Here is a 23,567-nt window from a genome sequence, read left to right as displayed (position 1 = left end):
TGTACTGATATATGGGATAGCATTTAATGGTTAACGGAGAATAGAGAAGGTGTCCCTATCTACAAAAAAGCGAACGAGTATTATCTACAAGACATTCATTCTAGAAAGAAACAAGGAAACCACTACGGCAAAATTTGAAAAAAGGGCGATTTTTCTGTATTTTTCGCAAATCACTTTCTCGAAACCAAAACTCAAAAACTAAATTTGCGGATAAGATGTACTGATTCAATACTCCTTACCCGCAATTTCAATCTAAGCATCCACGCTGATATTCAGTGCGATTGCCATTTTTCATTTTCTAACTCTCTTATTTCTCAAACACAAGCACATTCCAAGACAGTGGTTTAACATACATCTTAAATTCACCATCCACAAGCTCGTAATCACTTCTCTCCTCAGGAACAATCACTGTCTCATCCTCATAAGAGTTCTTTTTATCAAGATCATCAGTCTGCATGCTGTGGACGGATGCGACCTTGTAGCCCTCGAAGCCCTTCAAGTCCACGGTGAGTGGATACTCTGCGTCCTCGTTTCTGTTGATGACAAAGACAGTAACGCGCTGATGCTCCTGATCCCAAGCGCTGGCTGAGTCGATGAAGTTGACGCCCTCCTTGCCGGTGTACTGTGATGTGTCCTCGATGGCGTAGCCAGGCATGTCATAGGTCTCGCTCTCCACCTTGGTGTCCAGGGCTGTGCCCTTGGCAAACTTGATAAGGTCCATGAAAACGTGATGGGAAGCTGACTTCCACACATGATCGTGGTTGGATGCAGCAAGGGCTGGAAGTCCACCTGTCATGCAGCCAATCTTAACTCTGTCGGCGTGACGTAAGAGCGCAAGCTGAATTGATGCCATTGAAAGAGCATGAAGCATGTCGCCGCCTGGGAACTGACGCTCAGGCATGTTGTCAGGATCGTGGCGAACATAGTGCCTGTCTGGGTCGAACCTGTAGTGGTTCCTGGCCATGTTGTAGCGACCATAGCCCGGATGCAATGCCTCCAGAGGCCTGATCATTGCTCCATATTCGTCAAAAGAAATATTGACCTGCTTAGGAGATCTGTGTTTGGAAGCCACGTAGTCGATCATGGCAACCTCAGTGTTGATGAAGTCCTCGTAGTACAGTGCGCCGCCAAGGAGAGCTTTGATGTCTCCGGGAGGTGCGCTGTGATAGTGATGAACGCTGACATAGTCCACCACGTCGTAACACTTGTTAAGTGCGGACTCATCCCAAGCTGGAAATCCCTCCATGAAAGGAGCGCTGGAGCCGCACACCGCTGTTTCTATTGTTTCGTCGATCCACTTGATGGCCTTGGAAGTCTCGAGAACCTTGACGCCGTAGCCCTCTGGATCTGCACTCCAGGAACCTAGCTGCCATGGGCCATCCATCTCGTTGCCCAGATACCACATCTTCACATTGTAAGGATCCTCGTGGCCATAGCTCTTTCTAAGGTCAGACCAGTAGGTGCCGCCCTCGTGATTAGTGTACTCCACAAGATCCATGGCATCCTGGATTGTGCCAGTGCCCATGTTCACTGTGTAGAGGGCTTCTGTGCCAACCTTGGCTGCCCACTGCAGATACTCATCGTGCCCCACTTCGTTGGTGTAGTACTGATGCCAAGCAGGATCCAGCACGCCCTTCCTCTGCGCCATAGGGCCAATGGAATTCTTCCACTGCCACGCAGACACGAAGTTACCGCCTGGAAGCCTTACCGCAGGCAGGTGTGTATTCTTGATTGCCTCTATGAAATCTCCGCGAAAGCCCTGTTCATCAGCTGTTGGATGCTTAGGGTTAAACATCGTTCCATTCACCATCGTGCCAATGGGCTCAAGGAACGCAGAAAAAAGTCTATCTGAGATCTCCCCAATCTTGTAGGCTGGATGTACTGTAATCTTTGCATTCTGTGCCATATGCTACCTCCCCAAAACTAGTTGTTGCAAAGCGATTCAATTTGCTGACAATTGCGTGATCCGAATTCTTCCAGATCGCAATCCGTGAAAATAAAAAGCCCGATACATTACATGTTCTAAATGTAACATATCAGGCCCTGTGTTCTCTAAAGCATTATTGCCGGAATTATGCCAATTCTTGCTAAGTTGGGGTCAGATTTTCTGGTAAATAAATACACACCCCTTATCAAAATATGGTCGAAGTCGATCCTGAACTTTTGCCTCACTTTCTGGATCTAATCTAGCAAAATTGTATTCATTTAAATATCTATCAAGAAGTTTTCCTTTTTCATCCACTGAAAAACCATATAATATCTCACACCCAACAAGTTGTTTAGCTTGCTCGCATATTGGCAATATGAAATCATTAAATATAATCAGACCACACCCTTTACTCGCTGGATTATGGCGTATATAAATATCATTTACTGCCAGCTCTGCCAATTCTATCCCCGATATCATATCAAATACAATTCTTTCTTCATTATCAATCTTAACAGCTCTTTCATTCTGAGAAACCATTCCAGTCTTTAAACCAAAAAAGGCCACCAACTCATCTGTTATCATATCTCTAACCAGATAAATTCGCTGTGCCCCCAATTTCTCATCATGATATGCATTATTCTGTAAATACTCCAGAAGACCTTTTCCTTCCGAATTGGTAACCCGAAAATCGTCTATATCCTGCATGGTCTTTCTAGTCAAAACCAAATGCTCGCAATAAAACACTTCATTATGGTTTACAACACTACTCTTTTTCACGCTTTTCCGCTGCCAAGATACGACGTTTCATAGCTTGAACTTTTTCTTCCATCTCTTTACGAGAAGGTTTATCTGATTCGCGAATCTGATCGATTATCTTAGTTCCAAGTTCACCAGGAATGTCTGTCAAAGTGTATGTAACCCTTCCAGCCATATCTAGTCCTCCTATCATAGGCATCTCTCCTTCCTTATTATCATTTAATAAAAACAAGGAAGAGAAAAAAGACTTATCATCACACTCATTATACCAACAAAGTCACTTCAATTGACAATTTAGTAATAAGGAAAGCTTTTAATTTCTCTCACCTGTTTTATCGGCATATTCCATTCGCACCTTATAGGCTATCAATCTAAGTACATAATCCGGCATCTGCCTCTGCTCAAGTTCCCAATCAGTAATAGTTCTATATGGAATTCCTAACCAATCAGCAAATTCCCTGCGATTCATACCTGTAAGATTCCTAACAGCTCTGACACAATATGCAGTTAATCTCTTACCTCTTTGCTCCGAACCATCTTCTTCACATTCAATGGTTAGATTTAGTCCCTCGATATCTACATTATATTCGGCACTCATAAGACACCTCACATAGTAACGCAATGCGTATATACTTATTATATTACGCATTGCGTGAATGTCAACCTTTTCTTTTTCATTTTGGCATATAAGAAAGCATGTTGCTTGCAACATGCTCGCGCCGAGCGCGGTTGCATTTATGCAACATTTACCTATCGCGCGATGTGCAGATCACTTGGCGAGGTTTTTTCGAGCCTAATGAAATGTCATACACAGTAGTGCGCATCCATAACGGAGCGTTTTTTATGATATAGGAATTTCGGAGAAATTTCATATATCACAAAAAAGCCATGTACTTTGTAATTAGTACATGGCTCTATAACAATCATCAATTTGAATTTCTTCTCACGCCTCGCCTACTCTGATGAGCTTTCTGAAGAACTCAACTGCATCAGTGAGGTCGTTCTCATCAGGATGTCCCTTGCTGGTTCCGCCCACAAGCTTGAAAGGTCCGAAAGTGTTGTAACCGTGACATGTGAACTTGCCCACAACCTCAGCGTTCTTGCCCTTGATGGACTCAGCCATAGACTTGGAGAAGTCTTTGTTCATGGCACTTGTCATGATGTAAAAGATCTTCTTATTCTGAGGAAGGTTAACCTGTGCGAAGTTCTTAACCTGCTGATGGAACTGCGCCGCATAAATTCCGCTGGCAAAACCGATCAGATCGTAACCCGATAGATCTTTTTCCTGAACCTGTGTTGCGTCAACAAGCTCAACGTCGAACTCCTTGGCAATTGCGTCAACAACCTTCTTGGTGTTGCCGTGATGTGTTGAAGCGTAGATGATTACTGCGTTACTCATAATTAATGCCCCCTTTGAATGTATTTAACCTTATTTATTCTTCTTATCTATAATCTCCGCAATCTTGAGGTAGCAAGTGCCCACCGCAAGCAGGAAAATAAACAGCAAAAGTATCCACCAGCCTGTACCCATGAAAGGCAGCTCGTCAGTGAAACCGAAGGCTCCCGCTGGACTTCCCCAGTTCAGGAAGAAGTAAGGATAGTTATAGCCGCCCTCGTAGAACTCCCAGCCCTGTACATAGCCGATGCCTGCATAGATCGCGTAAAGGATCGGTGGAATCAGGACGAAAGGCACATTCTTCTTGCTAATCCTGGCCTTAGGCGCAACGATAAAGAAATCAGCCACTGCCGCAATCGGCACAACCACGTGGGTTAGCACGTTATGAACGTTCCATGCTTTGCTGCCAAGCGTTGGCGCCAGCACGAAGCAGAACACAACTCCCGTCAAAGTTATAGCCACCGCGCCTACGAACTTGACCACGAACCACGCTCTGCTAACCGCCCTGTCTCCTCTCATGAGGAAAAGACCTATCGCACTTATGATGGCTACTGCAATGTTGGACTGAATCGTGAAATACATGAAGGCTCTCGATCCGCCCATGAAAAAGTTTCCGTCGCCAAAAGCACTGATCGCTGTGCCCACAAACGCGGATACTATTACGATGACCTTGAGTAAGATGCTTAGTTTCTTTTGATTTGATGATAATAATATTCTGGCTGATCTAGCCACTTTATTTGATGATTTGCTCATGGTGATACCTCGCTGTGGAACTGGATTAGTCGCTGAATTCATTATGTTCTCTAAACTATAGCCTTCTCGAAGTGAATAGCTATTGCTGTTATGGGTAATCTCTAGTGCCACGAATAATTATATTGCATTGAGCGCAATATGATTGTATCACATCTTTTGTTTTTATCAAGTATTTTTTATCAATTCATCTCCTGTGCGGATAAAAAGCCCATTTCTATGTATCTTATCCGCAAGCCATTATACCGTGCAGTCATCTCTCCCCACAGCGTCTATCACCAGTCACCGCAACTCCAGCGTACATCAGCAATATCACTACAACCACAAGCACCGCATATCCCACCAGATACCCAGGATTGCCCATGAATCCTGCAAGCCAGCCAAGTGGTGTTCCAGGCAGCGGCCAGTTTATAAAGAAGAAATTACAATCATACTTCTTATCAAAGACGTACACAAACGGCGTCACAACGCCCAGAAACAGTAGATTGTAGTGAATATGTTTAATTGAAGGAGATAGCTCTTTTGACAAATAGATAGTGAGCGGATATGCCACCAAAAGCCCGTGCCACGCGTAGCTGTAGAGGTTCATGAAGTTCAGCACCGGGTAATAGATCGTCCAATCCGCAAAAATCAGCGCGGCCACTGAGGCAGGCATGATGACGATGAACGCGATTTCTCCGAAGAAGTCTTTGGCCCACTTCCAGGGTAGCCACTCGCGCAAAAGAAATACGAAGATTCCGAAACTGCAGATGTGCAGCGGAAGATAATATGGGCCGAAGCGATGGACCCTGATAAGGAACGCGTCCTTGAAAATTTCCATGAGAAACATGATGACTGGGATGACCTTGAGAATGTAGTGTCTACGGCTGGCATGTTGATTCTGACTACGACTACTATGTTCCTTGTCACGATTCTTCTCCGACTCAAAACCGCCATCACGTCTCGCAACCAGTAGTGCCCGCACCAGCATTGCCACCAGCATTGCCACCAGCACCAGCGTCACAGCCACACTAATCAGATGGGTCATCCCAAACAAGGGATAGCCCATTCCTGCAGGTATGTCATCCTGTTGTTTCCAGAAATAATCAAGCATCAATAGTGAACCCTCACCACTCTCGCCCCAAAACACTGTAGTATTCAGTCTCTAGTCTTTAATCTCTAGTCTTAAGTCTTAAGTTTTCAGCCCTCAGTCTTCGCCCACCAGGTGCACGATCTCAGCCGCGTGCCCCACAGCTGGCAGGAACTTCTCGAATATATCAGAAGTCTTAATCTTGAGACTGGACGTATTCACGCAAGGATGGCAACCAATGAACTCACCAGCCTTCACGTCCTCGTCCACCAGAAGCCTTACGCCATGCTCCTTGTCATTCATAAGCCCCATGACACTCACTGCCCCAGGCTGAATATCCAGGTATTTAAGCATGTCCTCTGCTTCCGCAAAAGAAAGCCTGGCAGAATTTATCTGACTTGAAAGCTCCTTGGTTTTGAACTTCTTATCACCAGGCATCAAAAGCAGGTAGAATGCCGTTTTCTGCCTATTGCACAAAAACAAGTTCTTGCACATAAGTGTCCCAAGCGCCTCATCAACTGCTTCGCAAGCCTCCATTGTCATGGCAGGCTCGTGATCCACACGCTCATACTCTATTCCAAGCTCGTCCAGGAAATCATACACGCGAATCTCCCTTTCCAGCCTATTGTCTGTGTTCTCTGGTCTTCCTTTGTATAACTGCATGTTGTGATGTTTCCTCCAACTAACTATTATTTACTTCTTGCCCACAAGCCTCTTTATCTGCGCATCTGTCGCAATCGGGTAAATTTCCTTGATGTGCTCCGCAATTGCTTTCCCAGAATCATCCGCTGTCTCAGTGTATCTTGCAGTCACAACATCATACCCCCAGATAGACTCTGGCTTTGCATAGATTGCTATAGGCCAGCCGTAGAGCTCGCCCTTCTTATTCTTGCGCTGCCTGAAATCCCTGACACAAAGATAGGTCTTCATCTGAAGATCCGTCATGGTCCCGTCAAAGCCCTTCTCTCCGCCCTTTCCAAAGCCAGCCCTTTGCTTAATTTCATTAGAGTAGATCTCATCATCAACTTCAAACAAATCCATGATTTTCTTCTGGCGCCGGGAAGCCTTCTCGTCATCCCACAAAGCATCGAAGTCGTAGCCATCGCGCCTGTAATTTGCAAAGTAAGGCAGCCACTCCTTCGAGATAAAACCTGCCTTCTTCTCAAAGAACTTGCCGTAAGCTACCTCGCCACTTCTAGCTATCAGCTCACGCCACTCCCAAGGATCAACCTCCGGATCTCCGCACCACCAGTAGCCTGGCACCGTACGTTCCTCCAACGAGAACCCCGGCACATCATTCTTGAACAAAGGTAGGAACCCAACTTCATTGATATAGTCTATCGCATCCTGGACAGTATGCAGGCATTCCGGGTCATCCCAATCAACACCGTACATGATCCAGGTTCCATTCTCGTTTCCCATAGCAGTCTACCCCTTGTGCTTCTTTGAAATTTATTCAGCACTTGATTTGCTTGATTTATGTTCTATCTGGTCCCTGATCTACTCTGATTGTGTCAGGTTTACAGAAAAATCGCATATACTTGCATTTTTTCTGTACTCCCTGTAGCCTGTTCCCGACATAACTCAATTATTTTTCCACAAAACACAGAAAAGCAGCATGTTCCTTTGATTTTTCTGTAGGCCTCTAAATTTCAAATTAAGAAAAATACAGAAAATGAAGAAAAAACTCTCATCTTCTGTATTATATCAATTCCGATATTGTTTAAACCAGCTAGAAATACAGAATATAGAGCAAACTCCCCTTTTTTCTGTATCTCATTGCTTGCAATCAAATTATCTGGTACAGAAAAACAAGCGCTACCTCCTCACTTTCTGTGTTTTAGCCAAATCAAAAATTCAAGCCATACAGAAAAAGCAATCTCACCCCTTATTTTTCTGTGTTTTGGGCTCCTCAGTACTTTTCCAGCCTGATTCCATACAGAAAATCTCACATCTTATATCCGCAATCCGCCTTCTGTGGCCCTTCCACGCCCGACTCATAGTTAGCGCGGAACTCCATGTTAATCTCGCGAATCTCCTTCTTGCCATCAATGTAGTCCTGGTACATCTCCGCAAACCCAGACATACAGCCATCGCAAGAACCGCTGATGTTCCCGATAGACTCAGCCACAATCCGCTCTCTTTCTTCTCTAGTTGTATCCTTAATTAGAATTGATCCCATAACTTCTCCTCACTACTATCTCGACAAGCGCATAACTCCTGCGCTCACCAGCACTCCGGGCTCACTACTCCTCCGTTCCGAGCCCATAATTCAAAATCTCATTATACCTTGCATTGGCCTCTTCACTAGCCTTCTTATCTCTCCACCTATCTATATCACTACAGATCGCCAGCATCTCATCCACGATCAGCTCTGCACTCCGCGGCTTCACATTATAAAGATAAGCAAGCATCCTCTCCATAGCCTTAGGGCTTCCAAGCTGCCTCGCCACCTGATCTCCCAAAGCCTCAGGAAAACCAAGCTCCCTAACAGCCTTCACCACCTCATCATGGCTCCTGGCCCATTCCACGCGATTATCCATACTACAGCCTTCTCTCTATTTCCTTCAGTCCTTCCCCGAATTCCTCGCTATTGTGATCCATCACATGCTCCAAGAACTCATGAAAAGGCATAACCTTCACATCATTAACTTCATACCTATCAAACTCAAAGCCGCCCTCAGGCACCTGAACCCTGCACATGAACACGTATACAAGTAGCCCTGTGCCATCGTCCCAAGTCACAGCATGCTTAAACGCAAGCTCCATATCCTCAGGCTTAAGAGCTATTCCCAGCTCCTCTCGCACCTCGCGGCAAGCAGCATCTACAGGCTCCTCGCCAGATTTCACGCCGCCTCCGGTCATGTCCCACTTGCCAGCATAATACTTAGCCTTCAGAGACCTCTGCTGCACAACATACTGTCCCTCGTCTTCTCCAGGCGCTGGACTATCACTGGTCTTCATGATGATAAGCACATGCTTTGCATACTCCCCAGCATGCTTCTTCTCACCCTTAGGCACTGCGCGCCTTACCAGCTCTCCATTCTTGTCATATAAATCTATGAGTTCCAAATCAATACCCTCAACATTCAATTCAGATTCTAGCATTCACGCCCGCTGCAGACCGCATCGCAGCCCATCACACCTCAAAGTCCAGGCAGCTTCTAATCTTGGTGTAAGGTCTAACCTTACCATCCGCAACAGCCACATGCTCAGGATGTGTAGCATATCCCTTAAGCGCCTCTTCACTTTCAAAAGTTGAATCCAGCATCAGATCTGCATTTGAAGAAGCAAGCCCATTGATATTAACCTTGATCTCCACAATTCCAGGAACCTTTCCCTTAAGAGCCTCAAGCCCTTCTTTGATTCCCTTCTTAACGCTCTCCTTCTCCTCTGCAGAAAGCTCATCCTTAAGTGTCCATAAAATTACATGCTTAACCATTTTCATTCCCTCCATCTATACTCTAATCTTGTTCCATCACTGACCAGTCACATCATCAGCTCCACAACACCGGCCACCAGCTTACTCCCACTTCTTCCACACATCTGGCTGATAGCCCAGCGTAGACTGTTTCCCGTTTCGCACAACTGGTGTCTTAATGATCTGCTGATTCTCAAGAAGTTTCTCCAGCTTGTCCTCATCAGCAATATATTGTAAAAGAGCTACCGCATCCTTGTCCTTCGCCCCAGGATCCACCATATTCATGATGCCTCCATTGGCGCTGGCCACAGATGTCAGCTCCCCTTTGCTCATTCCCTTTTCCTTCATATCAATAAACTGAAACTTGATCCCACGCTCCTTAAAGAAGCGCTCCGCCTTCTTAGTATCATTACACTTCTTAGTTCCAAATATTTGTATGTTCATATTTCTCTTCCTCTATCTCAAACGTACTGAAACTCTAGTCTCTGTCTCTCTCAATCCGAAACTCTAGTCTCCGTCTCAAGCATCCCTCTCCATCTTAACGTGAGGAATCCCATCCTCCATAAACACATCCGACACCACGCTAAAACCCTCCTTAGCATAGTATCCAATCGCATACTCCTGAGCCTCCAGATACATCCTCTTAGCTCCAAGCACCTTAGTCGCCACCTCAACACCCTTGTGAAGCAGCACTCCACCGATGCCCCTACCATGCTCCAGAGTCACAACTCGTCCTATCTGCGCCACGCCTGCTGTCTCGTCATAATCCTTCCAGAACACCCTCAAGCACCCAGCCACGCGCCCCGCCTCATTCCAGCAGAACACATGGTATGCATCCTGATCCTTGTCATCCAGATCCTGATAGATGCACTCCTGCTCCGTAACAAAGATCTCAAATCTTGTTTTTAATATCTCGTAAAGCTCACGGGTACTGAGCTCGTCAAAGTGCTTAACTAGAATATCCATCAAATCTTAATCTCACATTCTCTAATCATTTGCAGCCATGTTCCTGGCTTTATCTAATATAGCTGTCTTTAGCTCCGTCTTGATTATCTATCTCATGTTCTATCTTACTAGTATACGGTAAATACACCTAGAATCCTAGTGATTTCCCTTAGTCAATTTCCAACCCGATCACCCGCTCCTACGGTAACCCATCCACAAATATAAAAAATTACCGTAGCCATCCAAGACCCGCCAAGGACAACTACGGTAAAATCATCTCCATCCGGCCCAGTTACCGTAAATTCTCAAAACCTCAAATTATCCCCCAACACCGGCACCTTACTCGCAAAGAAAGAGAATTCGCCACTATCAAGCAAATTCCCCTCGTCATCCGTAACCCTGATATCAAACACCAGAATATGCTTACCAGTCTTGAGCTTCATACACTCGCAATAGATATACTCCGTATTCACCGCCGGCAACAGGAAATTAAGATTTGCAGAAACCGTTGTAACATAGTAACCACTCATACTTCCCGTAGCCCCCGCCATCGCATCAACAAATGACAAAAGCGCACCGCCATGAATACTTCCATATGTATTATGAAGCCTTGAATCCGCCTTAATCCTAGACTTACTATAAGTCGGGCTCAGCTCCAGAATCTCAAATCCAATAAACTTGTTGTACTCATTAGAATACAACTCCGCAATCATCTTCTCCCTGATCGCAGCTTCCTTCTCTGATCTTGCCTTACGCATCCTTACATCAACTCCTAATCTAACTTAAAATATTGTATCTTCTCTACCACCTTCACCGGCTCCTTCACAAGATCCGCAAACGTCTTGCCGTCAGTCTTTCTGCCAGCGATAGTGCCATAGTGTGTAGGAATAGCATACTCCGGCTTGATAGTATTTACAAGCTCCGCAGCCCTCTTAGCATCCAGCGTGTACGTTCCACCAACTGGCAAAAGAGCTACATCACACTTAACAGCCTTCGCCTCCTTGGTAGCCCCTGTATCTCCTGCAATATAGATGCGCTTTCCATCAACAACAAGAATATATCCAACCCACTCCGCGCGGCGTGGATGAAAAGGCTTGATTGTATTGTATGCAGCCACAGTCTCAAACTTAAGACCGCCCGCCTCATGCGAACCACCTGGCTTAACCGCCATAACCTCCTTAACCTCGCGCTCCAGTTCCAACGCATCATCTTCCATCCTCGCTGGAACCACCATAATAGTCTCAGGCTTAATCACCTTCCTGAGATCCTTTATCGAAAAATGATCATAATGCGGATGCGTCACAAACACAAAGTCAGCATCATTCAACTCGTCCTTAATATTGAACGGATCCACGTAAATCGTACCAACCTCGCCCTTGATCCTTATGCTACTGTGCGTCAAAACCTCGATAAAATCTAGCATCGCGCCCTCCATATTATCCTATTGTAAAAAGAGCTATCTCTCTCAATCTCAAATCAGAGTTTCCGCAAATCGCCTCTACTCCTCTACTATAGATAATACCATACATCTCCGTTTCTATACAGAATCAAAGCCCATAAAAAGAGCTATGGCAACTCGCCATAGCCCTCTCTTCACTCATCCACTTCAACTTCCACCGTCGCATGCTGCGCAGCATACTCCGACACCATAGACTTCAGCGGCGCCGACAGCCCCGGATTCTTCTCGCACAGAAGCATAAACACGCACACTGATACCAACACTGCAATAATCACATACATTACTTTTGATAAGAATTCCATTTCAACATCTCCTCTCATCCATGAGACCAGAGTCACCAGGAACAAGTCCCATCAACTCCAAACAATACTACCAACTACTTATCGCCAAAATACTCCGTAAACTTTAGCCACTCTATCTCGACCATCCGCTCACTCCACTCATCCATCAAAGCACCCAGCTCATCATCTGTGATCTGGTTCTCAGGAAGCTTCGCGGCCTCGTCCATATCTTCAATCGGCCCAACTACATGCACTGGCCCTTCCCAATATCCTACAAACTCGTCTTGAACCAAGCCCAGTCCACCCCAAGGATCCTCATCAACAGAAAAAGTCGAAGGATCAAAATGCATCCTGGAAGTACCACCATAAGCCGCGCCTCCACTCATATCCTGGTAGATCGCGCCATCATTTCCAAGCCAGAACAGCATCCTGCTGCCGCCCTCGTAGAACTTAACCGCCTCGCCATCAATCAGCGTGTACGCCCTCTCAACACAGTTCCATGGGCCCCACTCATCATCAACATTACGAAGCACACCAAATACCAACTCGAAGATCCCGTCGCTGTTCAGATCCACATAACTGAACCCCACATTCTCAAGATCCATATCAAAATCCATCTCATAAAAAGAGCCAGTCTTCACAAACTCTTCTTTCCCATAATCCCTGCTCACCAGATCGCTGGTCACAACCCCAGCATCCCCAGAATAACTCTGGTCCATCCAACTCTTCACATCCTCCAGTGAAGCAATCGTCTCCTCAAACGCCGCCGCATAAAGCTCATTGTACTCAGCGATAAGCTCCTCGTCCGTCAGCCTGTAAGCGTAGACCCCATCTGCCTCCACAAGATATGTGCAGTCGTATCCACCCTCAACACCAACAACCTTATCATCTTCTACTCCCACGCTACTCTCTTCCGCCGCACTTTCCTCAGTACTGTCAAAAGAGCTATCTCCATCCCCCGCAACCGAATCTTCAGTAGCCGGAGCAATCTCACTACTACCACTACTAGCAGCTTCTCCATCCCCCTTCACATCCCCCGCGCAACCAGTAACACTCACCATAACGCAGGCCATCAGCAGACTAACCAATCTCCTTCTCATACACATAATCCTCCATAATCCTTTCCATATCATCTCATCATCATTGTATCAGTCAAACGTTAACTATGGATAAAAGAGCTATTATCTTTCTATTAAAAAGTCATTGGGGACGGTTCTCTTTGACTTCTTCCCATCCCCATTGGTCTTTTTTGCACACAATACTCACGAAAATGAATTGCTGCGGCCCCCAGATATCCCTAATATAATATTGTTACATTAACTAACCCCGCTAAGCATGGGAAGTTTAGCGAGGCATCAACAATCGGGGGTATATAATGAAAAACAATCTTTTCAAGAAAATACTTGCTTACTCAGTAGCAGGTATTCTCAGCGTATCATCGCTGGTTTCCTTCACATCTTTCACTTCCTTCGCAGAGGAGGCACAGGAAGTCATCACCAAATCTTTCACCGTCAACAAGCTCGTGGCTACTGCTACAGTAGGCGGCAAGACCGTTACACTGGGTTCTTCAGACGAATTGACATTTGAGCTATCCACAGAAGGCCCAGTTTACGTAAAAGAGCTAGCCCCAACCTATCCAGGTTATCATCTGGCCAAAGCCGACTACAAGAAAGGCTACTCCAACTACGTAGGTATCGACTACTTCTTCCTTAAGCAGTACACAGATAAAACTTCAGGCGAAATCAATTATTCCACATACTTCCACTACACAGCAGCAAGCGGAAACTCAGACCTTTCACAATCTGCAGCCCACACAAAGGGAACACAGCTGACTCTCAAATATGAACTCAACAACTATACTGTAACCTACAACGCCGCTGATGCAACAAACGTGCCAACTGACGAAACAGTCTACACCATTGAATCTGCAGACTCCATCACTGTTTCTGATCTTGTACCTGAAAAGGAAGGATTTAACTTCGTTGGCTGGACCCTGGAAGAAACAGGCGCTGTCTATAACCCTGGCGACAGCATCGCATTTGCTGAACTCACAGGCGAGAACATCGTCCTGACAGCAAACTTTGAAGAAATTGCTTCTCCTGAGCCAGACCCAGAACCAGACCCAACTCCTGATCCAGAACCAACTCCAGACCCAGCTCCTGGCCTTGAAGTAAACGCTCAGGTGGTTAACAGCTGGAACAACCAGGTACTTATAAACGTAACTGTAACCAACACCTCTGACGAGACCATCAGTAACTGGGATGCAACATTAAACTTCGACGGAACAATCGACCAGCTCTGGTGCGCAGATGTTCTCTCTTCAGAAAATGGCACATATACATTTGGCCACCCATCCTGGAAGAACGACCTTGCAGCCGGCGAAAGCTTCACCTTCGGATTCATTGCAACCGTTGCTCCTTAATAAGTCATTGGGGACGGTTCTCTTTGACTTATGCAAATTCAACCTGTTTGCGGTAACAATCCAAACGGCTAGCACCACAATAGTGCTAGCCATTTTTATTTCCCAATATATAATATAGATTCCTCAAAACCTCGTCCCACACTTCGGGCAGAACTCGAAATCCTCCGCAGTCTCATATCCGCACTGCCTACACTTCTTGTACCCAGCCATAAATCCTCTGCCACTCATAACCCTAGTCAGCTGCTCCTGCTGGATCTCCACCTCTTCGCCTCGCGCAATAGCCTTTCCAACCTCAGCATCAAGCTCATAAACCGTTCCGCAACAACTCGTCTGCACATAGTAACGCCTATTCCACTTAAACACCGGAATAAAGAACAGCGACAGCACCGTGTACGTCATGAACACATTGAACCTTCCATATTTCCCACAGATGGCGCACGTCACAAGCTGATTAAACTCAAGCTCCTTCCTACCATCCGAAATTCCCATGATAAAAAACATTACTCAAACTCCTCCAGTACCACTCAATCACAATCAAATATCGCTGTTGTCCCTGTCACTGTTGGACTTATGAACCAACACCTTCTCCACCCCAGGAATCACTTCCGCATCGCAAAAGAGCTGTCTAACCTCTGGAAACAACCTCTCCGTATCTTCCTTATCCTTAAACTTGGCAATGATGTAATGTTTCATTTAAACCCTTTCCTCTCCTTTGCCCTATCAATCAGCCCCATCGCCTCATCAAAAGCCCCAGGCAGATAATCCTCGTGCCATTCCTTCCCCGCCTTCTCTTCCTTCTTGATCTTGGCCCAGGCCTCGTGAAGCTCCTCCTCCGAAGCACAAGTCACCCCGGCAAAAACATGCGGATGCCTCCTCACCATCTTCTCAGAAACGCACTTCGCCACGTCATCAAAAGTGAAATACCCTTCCTCCTCCGCGATCACCGAATGAAACATCACCTGAAGCAGCAAATCCCCCAGCTCCTCCTTCAGATTCTCCGGATCCCCCGTCTCCTTAAGAATATTGATTCCGCAAACCACCTCAGCCGCCTCCTCAATGCAAGGCGCCTTCAAACTCTCATGCGTCTGCGCCCTGTCCCACGAGCACCCATCCTCGCTCCTTAGCGCCTCAACAATCTCCTTCAACCTCTCAATCTCTGACTTACCCATTCTACTATCCATATCCCCCATATCTTCATATTATGTTAAAAGAGCTATCTCTAACTTCTACCATCGATGATACCACTAAAAAGAGCTATCGCACATCAAAAAACCAGCAAAAAGAGCGACCGCGAGGCCGCTCTTTGTTTACTCAATAATTATCATCCCAATAGTCCTCAGCCGCATCATAGGCCTCGTCCTCATCATCGTAGTCGTCCTCATAATCCTCGAACTCTTCGTACTTGTCATCAGCAAAGTCCTGGCCTGATTTGTACTTATCGCCATCGTAAGGATCATAGGTAGTTTTCTTCTTACCTGAGGAGCCAGAAGATGTCTTCGTCTTGCCAGAAGTTCCCGAAGACTGAGTCTTACTAGATCCACCACCACTAGTGGGAGCATACCTATTTCCGAAGTCGCTTATCTTCCCATCCTTGTAACTAAACACATAATATGTATTGGCACTAGTGCCAGTTAGCGTAACAGTCATGCTGTTGTATTTTGGAAAAGTATAGGTATTCGTAGCATCATAGAATTTGAACTCATAATCATGGCTCACCTCCAAGTACTTACCTCTATACTTCATAGTTTTAGAATAGGAACAATTAGCCTCGAATATCTTACTGTACCTGGTATTCTTGAAGTACTCTCGTAGCTTAGGCGTTACCTCCTCCATGATCTCGTTGCAAATCCTGCAGCGCTCCTTCAGAGACAACATATCAAATGTCGCATCCATCTTGAACTCCACAAGATCATAGTTCGTGTGAAAAGACATACTACTGTATTCATCATCATCAAAAAGAACTTTCACATTAAAAGAATTAACGTGGTCGCCATCCTTCATCTCATACATCAAAGACGCGTCCATCTCTTCCCTGCTTTCTTCCCTCGCCTTATCAAAATCGTTGTAGAAAGCTTCCTTACTAAAGCGAGAAACCAGCCATATGAGAACTATAGCCGCACCTACTATTCCCCATATCACTTTCTTATTCTTGAGTAATGCCTTTATTCGCTTTATATCTTTGTCTATCCGTGACATAATCCTAATCCTCCTAAATCAAAAAACAGAAATCACTTGCTAAAACTATCCTACTCGATTAGGTGTCCCAAAAGTCCCCCTCGTTGTGATACAATATCTGAGTCATTTTATTTGAGCTTATTTGAGCTTTATTTAAGAATATCGGAGATTTATTCGAGGAGGGTTAGTCGTGGAAGAAGAAAAGAAAAAAGAGATTATAAGAGTCATCAAGTTTATCTTCTTTTCAATCTCCGCTGGAATAATAGAAATAGTTAGCTTTTCGCTGCTTACAGAACTCACCCCATTACCATACTGGCCATGTTATCTGACAGCATTGATATTATCAGTTTTATGGAACTTCACGCTAAATCGCAAATTCACATTCCAAAGCGCCAACAACGTACCAATAGCCATGATGAAAGTAGCACTGTTCTACGCAGTCTTTACACCAGTTACAACAATCGGAGGAAACTATCTCGTAGAAACCCTTCACTGGAACGAATACCTTGTGACCGGAATTAACATGATCATCAATCTAAGCACCGAGTATCTCTATGATAGATTCATCGTGTTCAGAGATAGCCTTGATACTGATTGATGATGTACACTTCTAGCTAAAATCTATTGGCAGTGTCCACATCGTGGATCTTAGCTCAGAATTAACTCTTGCGCATAGCTTCTATCTCTCACCCTCTCTTCAACACCTCTCTCTTACTCAACCCATTTCTCTTAGCAGTCTTAGTCCAGCCGTGGTTGCCATAAACAAGATATAAAAAGCGAGAGAACTTATACGCATCTGCATATATATCCGCTACTGCCTCTGAAGCTGAGATTGCTCCTCCCAATTTCTCAAGGGCAAGCGCTACATCCCTGGCATAAGTCTTGGAGGCATCAGGGATCTGAATCATTTTGCCAAGCATCTCACCTGCACCGACAGCCACTCCGCCGCAGTACTCGTAGCCGCATTTCTCAGACCATGCTTTTACCATGCCTAGCAAATTCTTGATCTGTCTGCTTTCATAGAAGCCCATATTAGCCACAACATAGATCTGCTTCTTGATAGCCCCACTCTGCTTCTCCATTTTTTCCATCTTCTCCATAAGTCTCAGAACAGAAGATGGTGCTCCATCAGCATATAAAGGCATTCCGAGAATTATCTTTTGACAGGATGACAGGAGCTCCACTAGCTCATCATATTTACCAATGTATGACACCAGATTTACGGTCTCTGTTTCTCCTTCAATGCTCTTGTCCAGTCTTCTCAGAAGGTTTCTAGAATTGGAATTGTCGCCTCTCATACTGCAGTTTAACAGAACCACTTTGCCGCTATTTTCCTCAGCCTTTTCAGTTCCAACTGCCACATTATCTTTTTCCATTTCCTCGAAACTAATACCCTTGATGGTTGCGTAGAAGTTCTTGCAGAACGCGATGACGTATGTTCTGGCAGCCTCTTTCTCCGCATCTGTCAGGTTATTACCTCTGAAGATAAAAGAGAACTTTTTGCTCTCGTGATATCTCCTTCTATGATGCATCTCACCATGACTGATTGTGAGATAAGGCAGAATATAAGCTATACTGCGGTCGAATACATTTTTGACAAAAGAGCTAAATCCGCCATAGGTATACTTGCTGATCACAAGCACCTCGTCTGCTTCGTGGATCAGCGCGCCCATCCTCTCGTAGCCATCTTTTATAGCGCATACTTCAGGCTCTTTTACCCAGCATGCGAAGCAGCCTGTGCAAGGCTTAATAGTGCCGTCGTCAGAAATAACCTCCCATCCTTCATACTTGTCTGCCACCTTGCTCCACTCTTCTGTTGAGAGATCATGAATTAGTAATTTCATCTTGTTTTCCCCATTCTTTTTATTTCGTCTATTGCTATTTAAGGTCAATCCCCTTGTTTAACGCTATTCCAGTATTCAAGCGCTTTTCCCATCTTTTTTATAACCTTAGGCGGCAAAAACTTGGGCCCTATGCTAAATAGGTTGTCAATTCCTGCCACAGCACCTACGCCAAACTCATCATATAATGATATGTGATCGTCCTTACCTCCGTGCCAGAATTTAATCTTTCCGGAAAAATCATTTGATGGATTCTTGTCGTACTCCTTGGCTATTTCAAAGGCCGTGTCGATGCAGGTTCGCATCTCATCATATTTTTTGAGGCTGGAAAGAACCAGTGATTTAAGGACAAGCCCCATGATCTTCATCTTAGAAAGATAACTGTTCTTGCTCCTATCTGTGCTGGTGGCATCTACGATAGTCATGTACCAATCCATGATCTCGCAGGCCTCCTTGTAAGCCTTCGTATTATCCATGGCAACCAGCGTCATGAACATCTCTGTTGAAAACTGCGAGGTTTTAACCAGAATGGAGACCAGTACTTTAGTATACGTCTCCATGGCTTCCTCGGGTTTTCCCATCATCCTAAGAATATTGGCAATATTGTTATCTGCTATTCCAAGATAATTGATCTTTTCAAACTCCTCCAGGGATTTCGCAGGATTGTCCCTGCCATTAAGGGTCGCGATCTGGAATCTGATGCTAAAGCTCTCCTGATCCGGCTTATCCGACTGAGAAACATAGCGCAGTGAGGATTCATAGAGTTCTATCGCCTTGTTCCGGTACTCCTTAGAATCTTTTACGCCTGAAACAACGTGATATACGCCTGCACACCTGGTCAGAATCTTGAAGTTCCCAGGGTATCTCACAAGAGCCTTTTCTGCCTCGGCAATAACCTCGTCATATTTATCCTCGTGTAAAAGAGCTTCCAACCTATCCGATATGTCCTTGACGTTCTTGGAGGACATGCTATATCCCAGAAGCACATCCACAGATATGCTAAAGAAATCTGCAAGCTGCATAAGAGTCAGAATATCCGGTACATTGCTTCCGCTTTCCCATTTGGATACGGCTCCAACCGTAACTCCAAAGGCTTCCGCCAGCTCTTCCTGAGTCAGATTCATACTCTTTCGGTATTTTTTGATGTTTTCATTAAGTTTTATCTGCATGCTTCCTATACCCTGTACTTGTTTTCATGGCTTTATTCTACATGGAACTCACACTAACTATAATACACTTGTTGTATTAGTCGTAAAAGAAAAACTTTCCGTTACGGAAAGTTTTCTAAATTATTATATGTAATGTGTTACCCCTCAATCCCCCAATTACAAGTATGCATCAATATTCCATCCAAGGTAAAGCGGCAAACTAAGCGTTTCCGCCTCTTCACATAGGTTTAATGCTATATTTTTTCTTGAAAGCTTGAAACCTTTACGTGTCTTATACTTCTTGCAATACTGCTTGTAACTCTTAGCCTGAGTATTATCTGCTGACTTTACTTCAACAGGAAAGATTTCACCATTTGTTTCAAAAAGAAAATCAATTTCCGCGGAATTACCTGAGCGCCAGAAATATGGCTCTTTTCCAAGTGATTTTAACTCATTAAGCACATAATTTTCTGCGAAAGCGCCCTTATACCTGATGTAGCCCTCAGTCTCATCAATAATAGCCTGAACAGAAACCTTTGATTTAGCGCGAAGTAGTCCAATATCTGACATATACACTTTAAAATATGTCTTATCCGCAGCTCCTGATAATGGAAGTTCAGGTTTTTCTACTAGTTCTGTCTTTGTAATAAGTCCGGCATCGGAAAGCCAGCATAGCGCGTCCTCTAGCTCCGCGGACCGCTTTCCTTCTTTTACATGTGAAAAAACAAATTTATTATTCTCTTTTGCCAGTTGAACAGGAACCGAATCCCAAATCCAACGTATCTTGGGAACTTCTGCTAGCGGAGCATGCTTAGAAAAGTCATCAGCGTAATCGCTTAGTATTTCATTTTGCGCTTCCTCTACCTCTGCAAAATCGTGAGTCTCAATCCAAGTTTTTACAACTTCAGGCATTCCACCAACTACGTAGTATTCTTTTAACAACTTTTCCATCGGCTTCGAATAGAGATCTGGTATCACTCTATCTGTTGGCCAGTCATTAAAGGCCTCGATAAGATCTTCTCTGTCATTTGCTATAACAAACTCTTTAAAACTCATTGGATATAATTGCAGCCTGTTAACTTTACCCACAGGAAAAGAGATATTCTTTTCTTTAAGAGCAACGCCAAGTAAAGAGCCTGCACAGACAAGATGTAGTTCCTTCATATTCTCGCAGAAATATTTAAGCGCCGTTATAGCTCTTGGACATTCCTGTATTTCATCAAAGAAAACAAGAGTTTTCCCAGGAATAATGTTAGTCCTAAAATGCCTCTCCAGCTCAGTTACAATCCTTTTAACATCATAGTCATACTCAAAAACAGCCAAAAGATTCTCTGAACTTTCAAAGTTCACATACACATAGCTATCAAAGCATTTCTTTGCAAATTCATCGATAATGTACGTCTTTCCACACTGACGAACTCCAGTTAGAAGTAGCGGTTTTCTACGGGATTTATCTTTCCATTTCTTTAAATCGTTTATTATTTCTCTATACATAGCGCCTCCAAAAGTCGTGCCACTTTTGCAATAATTATAACAAAAGTCCTATGACTTTTGCAAATTCTCTTGCGAAAGTCGTAGGACTTTTTGTTACTTCTCCAAATGCTGCCTGCTGCTGAATCCTTCCTTCTTCAGCTCCGAATCCAGATAGTCATAGCTCCTGGCCACAACCTTAATCAGATTCATAGGCTGCGGAAGCTTCTTCATGGCCTCCACCGGAATCTTCTTGAACTCCATAACCTTCAGATACTCCTCAGAAAAAGGCTCAACCATACTGGCAACACCCTCCACCTGAAGACTCTTAAGATTCCCAAATCCCCCGTAAGGCTCAAAGATCGCAAGCCCCACATTCTTATTCTCCTTCAGGCCCTTGAACTTAAGCCCTCCTTCGGAAAAGAAATAAAACTCCCCATCCACGTAGTTGTACTCGATAGGCGTATTCCTCACCATATCCGCAGAAGCCGTCGCCAGCGCACAAGTATTGTGCCCAGCAATGAACCCCTCAATCCTCTCCTTCAAAGCAGCCTCCTCCATGTGGGCAGATTCCTTATCCTTCTCCACCCAGTGCTTCGCTGCTGATTCATAGTCCATTTCCCACATCGTCATCGTCTCCTCCCAATTACTGTTATTCTGTCAAAAGAGCAATAGATCACACCACTAGGCCAAAGCGCCCGGTAAGCTTTATTCATGCCCTAAGATCAGAAAATCATATAGCCTTCTCTAATATTATATTTACTTCATCTTCAGTATGTTTATTTGAATCATATATAACAGCAGTATCAGCATAAGCTGCTATTTTCTTTTTATAGTATTTTATCTTTTCAGAAACCCAGATTATATTATATCTGTCTTCAAATGTAATTTTTGTTTGGAACAGATCAATATCGCAAAAATTGGAATAATGTTTAATCACCGGATTGCTTTTTGCTTGTTCCTTGAGTTGCAAAACGTCTTCTTCTGACTCGAACCTTGTATTTACAGTTTGATTATTAATGATAGCAATACCTTTGTCGATAAGATTAGTCAATACTTCAACGCAGTACTCATCTCCGATTGTAGGCTCACTAATATCAAAAGAAACGTTAAAATATAATTCAAGTCTTCTTATTCTTTTTAGTAGTTCTAACTGATTTTCTATAGTTTCAAACTGTTTTTTATTGTCATCAAAAAATCCATTTGTGGAAATAAACAAGCTCGTTCCTTGTTCGCTATGCTTGTAGAAAGTCAATGTTTTTGCCTCCTTCATCCTAGAAAGAAGCATATAATATTGAATTCTATCCAGAACTGACTTCTCATTTTTAACAGAAATTGCGAAGTCAGTTCTTACGGACTTTTCTGTTATTTTGCCATCTGCAATTGTAAGTGTAAGGCTGATTGCCAAATGCTCATCATCATCAGATATGAAGCTAGCTATAACTTCATTACCACTTTTCCTTCTTTCAATTCGATAGTTATACGTTGGAAGTAGTATTTCATCATATTCGTTTTTCAGTTGCAAAGGTATATTGTTACCATCAACCTTTATAATCAGCTTTCCAGGACATGACGTCACTTCAGAATCATCATATTTCATTACAAAAAAGTCTGGTAAAGTATATGTTTCGCCTGTATAAAGGCTGTTTTCTACATGTTTAATATATCTGTTATTTGAATCTATCACATCAAAACTACAGATTTGAAAATCAATTTGTTCTCCCGAAAAAGCCAACTGATTCAAAAGAGATTTAAAATCCGGATACTCTTCTAGAAGTGAACATTTTGCCACCTTGATGCGTATCCTAAAAGCATCTTTTGGATTTTTAGCAGTTAAGCTAATGTTGTATTTATCATTCATTTCCAAAGAAATACCAGTAGGACAATTCATTTGTTCTTTTTGAATGAGAGACTTTAATGTTGAAAACTCCCCTTTCAAATCCAGGTACTGTCTGTCTGCATTGCTGATCGTGGAATCTGCTCTAGGACGATTATCTGTCGATAAGCAGTACATAAATGAATGTGCAAGGAACAATGCTATTTCATCTGATTCATAGAGATTAAGATAGTTCTGCTTTTGACGCTCACTGATACTTGCTGAGCTTCTTATAGCCTCATAGAGTTCCTTAGGAAAATCCAGTCCGGTATGTGGATTAAGTAGTGGTACTATTTCTTTGCGAAAATGCTTTTCAAAAGATTCTATAACCTCTTGTCGCTGTATAGCATCTCTGATTGCGCCATCAACATCCTTTACCTTGTTTCTTAGTCTTGAAAAGTAGGTATCACTAAAGTCAATATCCAAATTAAACTCTTCATTGAAAGGACGAAATAATATTCCTCCTTCTTCAAAACGAGTGTTAATACCTTTTAGCCTATTGTGAACAGCCTCTAAATAAAACGATATAGATAAATCCATCGTAAAAATCCCCCTTGAAAAAACAATGCAAAAACAGTGCAAAAACGTGTCAATTACATTTTCACCCTACTATTTTAGTCTAGAACTG

Annotated in this window: 30 protein-coding genes; 2 read left to right on the top strand and 28 right to left on the bottom strand. The window is 43.9% G+C overall.

The window, feature by feature from the left end; all coding sequences use genetic code 11:
* Nucleotides 1-307: 307 nt before the first annotated feature.
* The 19 genes from T541_RS0116690 to T541_RS0116595 form a co-directional block, all read right to left on the bottom strand.
* Nucleotides 308-1,906: an alpha-L-arabinofuranosidase C-terminal domain-containing protein gene (locus T541_RS0116690; protein WP_026653711.1), complete on the bottom strand. Its 1,599-nt coding sequence runs from the start codon at nucleotides 1,904-1,906 to the stop codon at nucleotides 308-310.
* A 192-nt stretch (nucleotides 1,907-2,098) separates the two neighbouring features.
* Nucleotides 2,099-2,707: a hypothetical protein gene (locus T541_RS0116685; protein WP_155839567.1), complete on the bottom strand. Its 609-nt coding sequence runs from the start codon at nucleotides 2,705-2,707 to the stop codon at nucleotides 2,099-2,101.
* Complete coding sequence (locus T541_RS0116680) at nucleotides 2,694-2,879, bottom strand: hypothetical protein (RefSeq protein WP_026653709.1); 186 nt, start codon at nucleotides 2,877-2,879, stop codon at nucleotides 2,694-2,696. Before T541_RS0116680 ends, T541_RS0116685 begins: the two co-directional genes overlap by 14 nt.
* A gap of 120 nt (nucleotides 2,880-2,999) precedes the next feature.
* Nucleotides 3,000-3,284, bottom strand: coding sequence for a helix-turn-helix domain-containing protein (locus tag T541_RS21930; RefSeq protein WP_034467775.1), 285 nt, complete (start codon nucleotides 3,282-3,284; stop codon nucleotides 3,000-3,002).
* A gap of 345 nt (nucleotides 3,285-3,629) precedes the next feature.
* On the bottom strand, nucleotides 3,630-4,085 hold the full coding sequence (locus tag T541_RS0116670) for a flavodoxin family protein (RefSeq protein ID WP_034467771.1): 456 nt from the start codon (nucleotides 4,083-4,085) through the stop codon (nucleotides 3,630-3,632).
* Between the two features lie 30 nt (nucleotides 4,086-4,115).
* A complete protein-coding gene (locus T541_RS0116665; protein WP_155839566.1) occupies nucleotides 4,116-4,835 on the bottom strand; it encodes a Pr6Pr family membrane protein in 720 nt (239 codons plus the stop codon).
* A gap of 250 nt (nucleotides 4,836-5,085) precedes the next feature.
* On the bottom strand, nucleotides 5,086-5,928 hold the full coding sequence (locus T541_RS0116660) for a YwaF family protein (protein WP_155839565.1): 843 nt from the start codon (nucleotides 5,926-5,928) through the stop codon (nucleotides 5,086-5,088).
* 90 nt (nucleotides 5,929-6,018) lie between these two features.
* The gene (locus T541_RS0116655) at nucleotides 6,019-6,564 is read right to left on the bottom strand and encodes a prolyl-tRNA synthetase associated domain-containing protein (RefSeq protein WP_026653704.1); all 546 of its coding nucleotides are present in this window, start codon (nucleotides 6,562-6,564) and stop codon (nucleotides 6,019-6,021) included.
* A gap of 30 nt (nucleotides 6,565-6,594) precedes the next feature.
* Nucleotides 6,595-7,323 carry a hypothetical protein gene (locus T541_RS0116650; protein ID WP_026653703.1) on the bottom strand — a complete coding sequence of 243 codons (729 nt, stop codon included), beginning with the start codon at nucleotides 7,321-7,323 and terminating at the stop codon, nucleotides 6,595-6,597.
* Nucleotides 7,324-7,849: 526 nt separating this feature from the next.
* Entirely contained in the window at nucleotides 7,850-8,083 is a 234-nt protein-coding gene (locus T541_RS0116640; protein ID WP_026653702.1) for a hypothetical protein, read from the bottom strand.
* A 64-nt stretch (nucleotides 8,084-8,147) separates the two neighbouring features.
* Nucleotides 8,148-8,444: a hypothetical protein gene (locus tag T541_RS0116635; protein ID WP_026653701.1), complete on the bottom strand. Its 297-nt coding sequence runs from the start codon at nucleotides 8,442-8,444 to the stop codon at nucleotides 8,148-8,150.
* Nucleotide 8,445: 1 nt separating this feature from the next.
* A complete protein-coding gene (locus T541_RS0116630; protein ID WP_026653700.1) occupies nucleotides 8,446-9,009 on the bottom strand; it encodes an NUDIX domain-containing protein in 564 nt (187 codons plus the stop codon).
* A 31-nt stretch (nucleotides 9,010-9,040) separates the two neighbouring features.
* Nucleotides 9,041-9,343 (bottom strand): Dabb family protein, encoded by a 303-nt coding sequence (locus T541_RS0116625; protein ID WP_026653699.1) that lies wholly within the window; start codon nucleotides 9,341-9,343, stop codon nucleotides 9,041-9,043.
* An 81-nt stretch (nucleotides 9,344-9,424) separates the two neighbouring features.
* A complete protein-coding gene (locus tag T541_RS0116620) occupies nucleotides 9,425-9,766 on the bottom strand; it encodes an arsenate reductase family protein (protein WP_026653698.1) in 342 nt (113 codons plus the stop codon).
* A gap of 75 nt (nucleotides 9,767-9,841) precedes the next feature.
* Nucleotides 9,842-10,288 (bottom strand): GNAT family N-acetyltransferase, encoded by a 447-nt coding sequence (locus T541_RS0116615; protein WP_026653697.1) that lies wholly within the window; start codon nucleotides 10,286-10,288, stop codon nucleotides 9,842-9,844.
* A gap of 284 nt (nucleotides 10,289-10,572) precedes the next feature.
* The gene (locus T541_RS0116610) at nucleotides 10,573-11,025 is read right to left on the bottom strand and encodes a PaaI family thioesterase (RefSeq protein ID WP_026653696.1); all 453 of its coding nucleotides are present in this window, start codon (nucleotides 11,023-11,025) and stop codon (nucleotides 10,573-10,575) included.
* Between the two features lie 14 nt (nucleotides 11,026-11,039).
* Complete coding sequence (locus T541_RS0116605) at nucleotides 11,040-11,690, bottom strand: MBL fold metallo-hydrolase (RefSeq protein WP_026653695.1); 651 nt, start codon at nucleotides 11,688-11,690, stop codon at nucleotides 11,040-11,042.
* Nucleotides 11,691-11,860: 170 nt separating this feature from the next.
* Nucleotides 11,861-12,028, bottom strand: a complete 168-nt coding sequence (locus T541_RS21520) for a hypothetical protein (RefSeq protein WP_155839564.1) — start codon at nucleotides 12,026-12,028, stop codon at nucleotides 11,861-11,863.
* Between the two features lie 74 nt (nucleotides 12,029-12,102).
* Nucleotides 12,103-13,107 (bottom strand): hypothetical protein, encoded by a 1,005-nt coding sequence (locus tag T541_RS0116595; protein ID WP_026653694.1) that lies wholly within the window; start codon nucleotides 13,105-13,107, stop codon nucleotides 12,103-12,105.
* A gap of 275 nt (nucleotides 13,108-13,382) precedes the next feature.
* Between T541_RS0116595 and T541_RS0116590 the strand changes: the two genes are divergently transcribed.
* Nucleotides 13,383-14,429 carry a cellulose binding domain-containing protein gene (locus T541_RS0116590; RefSeq protein ID WP_026653693.1) on the top strand — a complete coding sequence of 349 codons (1,047 nt, stop codon included), beginning with the start codon at nucleotides 13,383-13,385 and terminating at the stop codon, nucleotides 14,427-14,429.
* Nucleotides 14,430-14,552: 123 nt separating this feature from the next.
* Here T541_RS0116590 and T541_RS0116585 read toward each other — a convergent pair whose 3' ends face one another.
* From T541_RS0116585 to T541_RS0116570, 4 genes are all read right to left on the bottom strand, one after another.
* The gene (locus T541_RS0116585; RefSeq protein WP_026653692.1) at nucleotides 14,553-14,930 is read right to left on the bottom strand and encodes a zinc ribbon domain-containing protein; all 378 of its coding nucleotides are present in this window, start codon (nucleotides 14,928-14,930) and stop codon (nucleotides 14,553-14,555) included.
* A gap of 33 nt (nucleotides 14,931-14,963) precedes the next feature.
* The gene (locus T541_RS21515; RefSeq protein ID WP_155839563.1) at nucleotides 14,964-15,122 is read right to left on the bottom strand and encodes a hypothetical protein; all 159 of its coding nucleotides are present in this window, start codon (nucleotides 15,120-15,122) and stop codon (nucleotides 14,964-14,966) included.
* Complete coding sequence (locus T541_RS0116575; RefSeq protein ID WP_034467767.1) at nucleotides 15,119-15,598, bottom strand: MazG nucleotide pyrophosphohydrolase domain-containing protein; 480 nt, start codon at nucleotides 15,596-15,598, stop codon at nucleotides 15,119-15,121. Before T541_RS0116575 ends, T541_RS21515 begins: the two co-directional genes overlap by 4 nt.
* 142 nt (nucleotides 15,599-15,740) lie before the next feature.
* Nucleotides 15,741-16,625 carry a hypothetical protein gene (locus tag T541_RS0116570; RefSeq protein ID WP_026653690.1) on the bottom strand — a complete coding sequence of 295 codons (885 nt, stop codon included), beginning with the start codon at nucleotides 16,623-16,625 and terminating at the stop codon, nucleotides 15,741-15,743.
* Between the two features lie 169 nt (nucleotides 16,626-16,794).
* On the opposite strand from T541_RS0116570, the gene T541_RS0116565 reads away from it, so the two are divergent.
* Nucleotides 16,795-17,202: a GtrA family protein gene (locus T541_RS0116565; protein ID WP_026653689.1), complete on the top strand. Its 408-nt coding sequence runs from the start codon at nucleotides 16,795-16,797 to the stop codon at nucleotides 17,200-17,202.
* Nucleotides 17,203-17,290: 88 nt separating this feature from the next.
* On the opposite strand, the gene T541_RS21510 is transcribed toward T541_RS0116565, so the two are convergent.
* The 5 genes from T541_RS21510 to T541_RS0116540 all read right to left on the bottom strand — a co-directional run bounded on the left by T541_RS21510 (nucleotide 17,291) and on the right by T541_RS0116540 (nucleotide 23,479).
* A complete protein-coding gene (locus T541_RS21510; protein ID WP_051538319.1) occupies nucleotides 17,291-18,448 on the bottom strand; it encodes a flavodoxin family protein in 1,158 nt (385 codons plus the stop codon).
* A gap of 44 nt (nucleotides 18,449-18,492) precedes the next feature.
* Nucleotides 18,493-19,614: a helix-turn-helix domain-containing protein gene (locus tag T541_RS20905; protein WP_051538318.1), complete on the bottom strand. Its 1,122-nt coding sequence runs from the start codon at nucleotides 19,612-19,614 to the stop codon at nucleotides 18,493-18,495.
* Between the two features lie 156 nt (nucleotides 19,615-19,770).
* Nucleotides 19,771-21,087: an ATP-binding protein gene (locus T541_RS0116550; protein ID WP_026653688.1), complete on the bottom strand. Its 1,317-nt coding sequence runs from the start codon at nucleotides 21,085-21,087 to the stop codon at nucleotides 19,771-19,773.
* A 93-nt stretch (nucleotides 21,088-21,180) separates the two neighbouring features.
* Nucleotides 21,181-21,696, bottom strand: coding sequence for a pyridoxamine 5'-phosphate oxidase family protein (locus T541_RS0116545; protein ID WP_034467765.1), 516 nt, complete (start codon nucleotides 21,694-21,696; stop codon nucleotides 21,181-21,183).
* Nucleotides 21,697-21,796: 100 nt separating this feature from the next.
* A complete protein-coding gene (locus T541_RS0116540; RefSeq protein ID WP_026653686.1) occupies nucleotides 21,797-23,479 on the bottom strand; it encodes a hypothetical protein in 1,683 nt (560 codons plus the stop codon).
* Nucleotides 23,480-23,567 lie beyond the last annotated feature (88 nt).

This window comes from Butyrivibrio proteoclasticus P6B7, from assembly GCF_000622085.1.
Classification (GTDB): domain Bacteria; phylum Bacillota; class Clostridia; order Lachnospirales; family Lachnospiraceae; genus Butyrivibrio; species Butyrivibrio proteoclasticus_A.
The sequence above is the reverse complement of the archived record's forward strand: the minus strand, read 5'-3'. Positions and strand labels throughout refer to the sequence as shown.

Coding starts and splice junctions, on each gene's coding strand:
- T541_RS0116630 (WP_026653700.1), bottom strand. CDS start 9,009: ATGCTAGAATCTGAATTGAATGTTGAGGGTATTGATTTGGAACTCATA.
- T541_RS0116540 (WP_026653686.1), bottom strand. CDS start 23,479: ATGGATTTATCTATATCGTTTTATTTAGAGGCTGTTCACAATAGGCTA.
- T541_RS0116650 (WP_026653703.1), bottom strand. CDS start 7,323: ATGGGAAACGAGAATGGAACCTGGATCATGTACGGTGTTGATTGGGAT.
- T541_RS0116655 (WP_026653704.1), bottom strand. CDS start 6,564: ATGCAGTTATACAAAGGAAGACCAGAGAACACAGACAATAGGCTGGAA.
- T541_RS21515 (WP_155839563.1), bottom strand. CDS start 15,122: ATGAAACATTACATCATTGCCAAGTTTAAGGATAAGGAAGATACGGAG.
- T541_RS0116575 (WP_034467767.1), bottom strand. CDS start 15,598: ATGGGTAAGTCAGAGATTGAGAGGTTGAAGGAGATTGTTGAGGCGCTA.
- T541_RS0116605 (WP_026653695.1), bottom strand. CDS start 11,690: ATGCTAGATTTTATCGAGGTTTTGACGCACAGTAGCATAAGGATCAAG.
- T541_RS0116635 (WP_026653701.1), bottom strand. CDS start 8,444: ATGGATAATCGCGTGGAATGGGCCAGGAGCCATGATGAGGTGGTGAAG.
- T541_RS20905 (WP_051538318.1), bottom strand. CDS start 19,614: ATGCAGATAAAACTTAATGAAAACATCAAAAAATACCGAAAGAGTATG.
- T541_RS0116590 (WP_026653693.1), top strand. CDS start 13,383: ATGAAAAACAATCTTTTCAAGAAAATACTTGCTTACTCAGTAGCAGGT.
- T541_RS0116595 (WP_026653694.1), bottom strand. CDS start 13,107: ATGAGAAGGAGATTGGTTAGTCTGCTGATGGCCTGCGTTATGGTGAGT.
- T541_RS0116610 (WP_026653696.1), bottom strand. CDS start 11,025: ATGCGTAAGGCAAGATCAGAGAAGGAAGCTGCGATCAGGGAGAAGATG.
- T541_RS0116690 (WP_026653711.1), bottom strand. CDS start 1,906: ATGGCACAGAATGCAAAGATTACAGTACATCCAGCCTACAAGATTGGG.
- T541_RS0116670 (WP_034467771.1), bottom strand. CDS start 4,085: ATGAGTAACGCAGTAATCATCTACGCTTCAACACATCACGGCAACACC.
- T541_RS0116585 (WP_026653692.1), bottom strand. CDS start 14,930: ATGTTTTTTATCATGGGAATTTCGGATGGTAGGAAGGAGCTTGAGTTT.
- T541_RS0116615 (WP_026653697.1), bottom strand. CDS start 10,288: ATGGATATTCTAGTTAAGCACTTTGACGAGCTCAGTACCCGTGAGCTT.
- T541_RS21510 (WP_051538319.1), bottom strand. CDS start 18,448: ATGAAATTACTAATTCATGATCTCTCAACAGAAGAGTGGAGCAAGGTG.
- T541_RS0116665 (WP_155839566.1), bottom strand. CDS start 4,835: ATGAGCAAATCATCAAATAAAGTGGCTAGATCAGCCAGAATATTATTA.
- T541_RS0116640 (WP_026653702.1), bottom strand. CDS start 8,083: ATGGGATCAATTCTAATTAAGGATACAACTAGAGAAGAAAGAGAGCGG.
- T541_RS0116680 (WP_026653709.1), bottom strand. CDS start 2,879: ATGATAGGAGGACTAGATATGGCTGGAAGGGTTACATACACTTTGACA.
- T541_RS0116550 (WP_026653688.1), bottom strand. CDS start 21,087: ATGTATAGAGAAATAATAAACGATTTAAAGAAATGGAAAGATAAATCC.
- T541_RS21520 (WP_155839564.1), bottom strand. CDS start 12,028: ATGGAATTCTTATCAAAAGTAATGTATGTGATTATTGCAGTGTTGGTA.
- T541_RS21930 (WP_034467775.1), bottom strand. CDS start 3,284: ATGAGTGCCGAATATAATGTAGATATCGAGGGACTAAATCTAACCATT.
- T541_RS0116625 (WP_026653699.1), bottom strand. CDS start 9,343: ATGGTTAAGCATGTAATTTTATGGACACTTAAGGATGAGCTTTCTGCA.
- T541_RS0116570 (WP_026653690.1), bottom strand. CDS start 16,625: ATGTCACGGATAGACAAAGATATAAAGCGAATAAAGGCATTACTCAAG.
- T541_RS0116620 (WP_026653698.1), bottom strand. CDS start 9,766: ATGAACATACAAATATTTGGAACTAAGAAGTGTAATGATACTAAGAAG.
- T541_RS0116545 (WP_034467765.1), bottom strand. CDS start 21,696: ATGACGATGTGGGAAATGGACTATGAATCAGCAGCGAAGCACTGGGTG.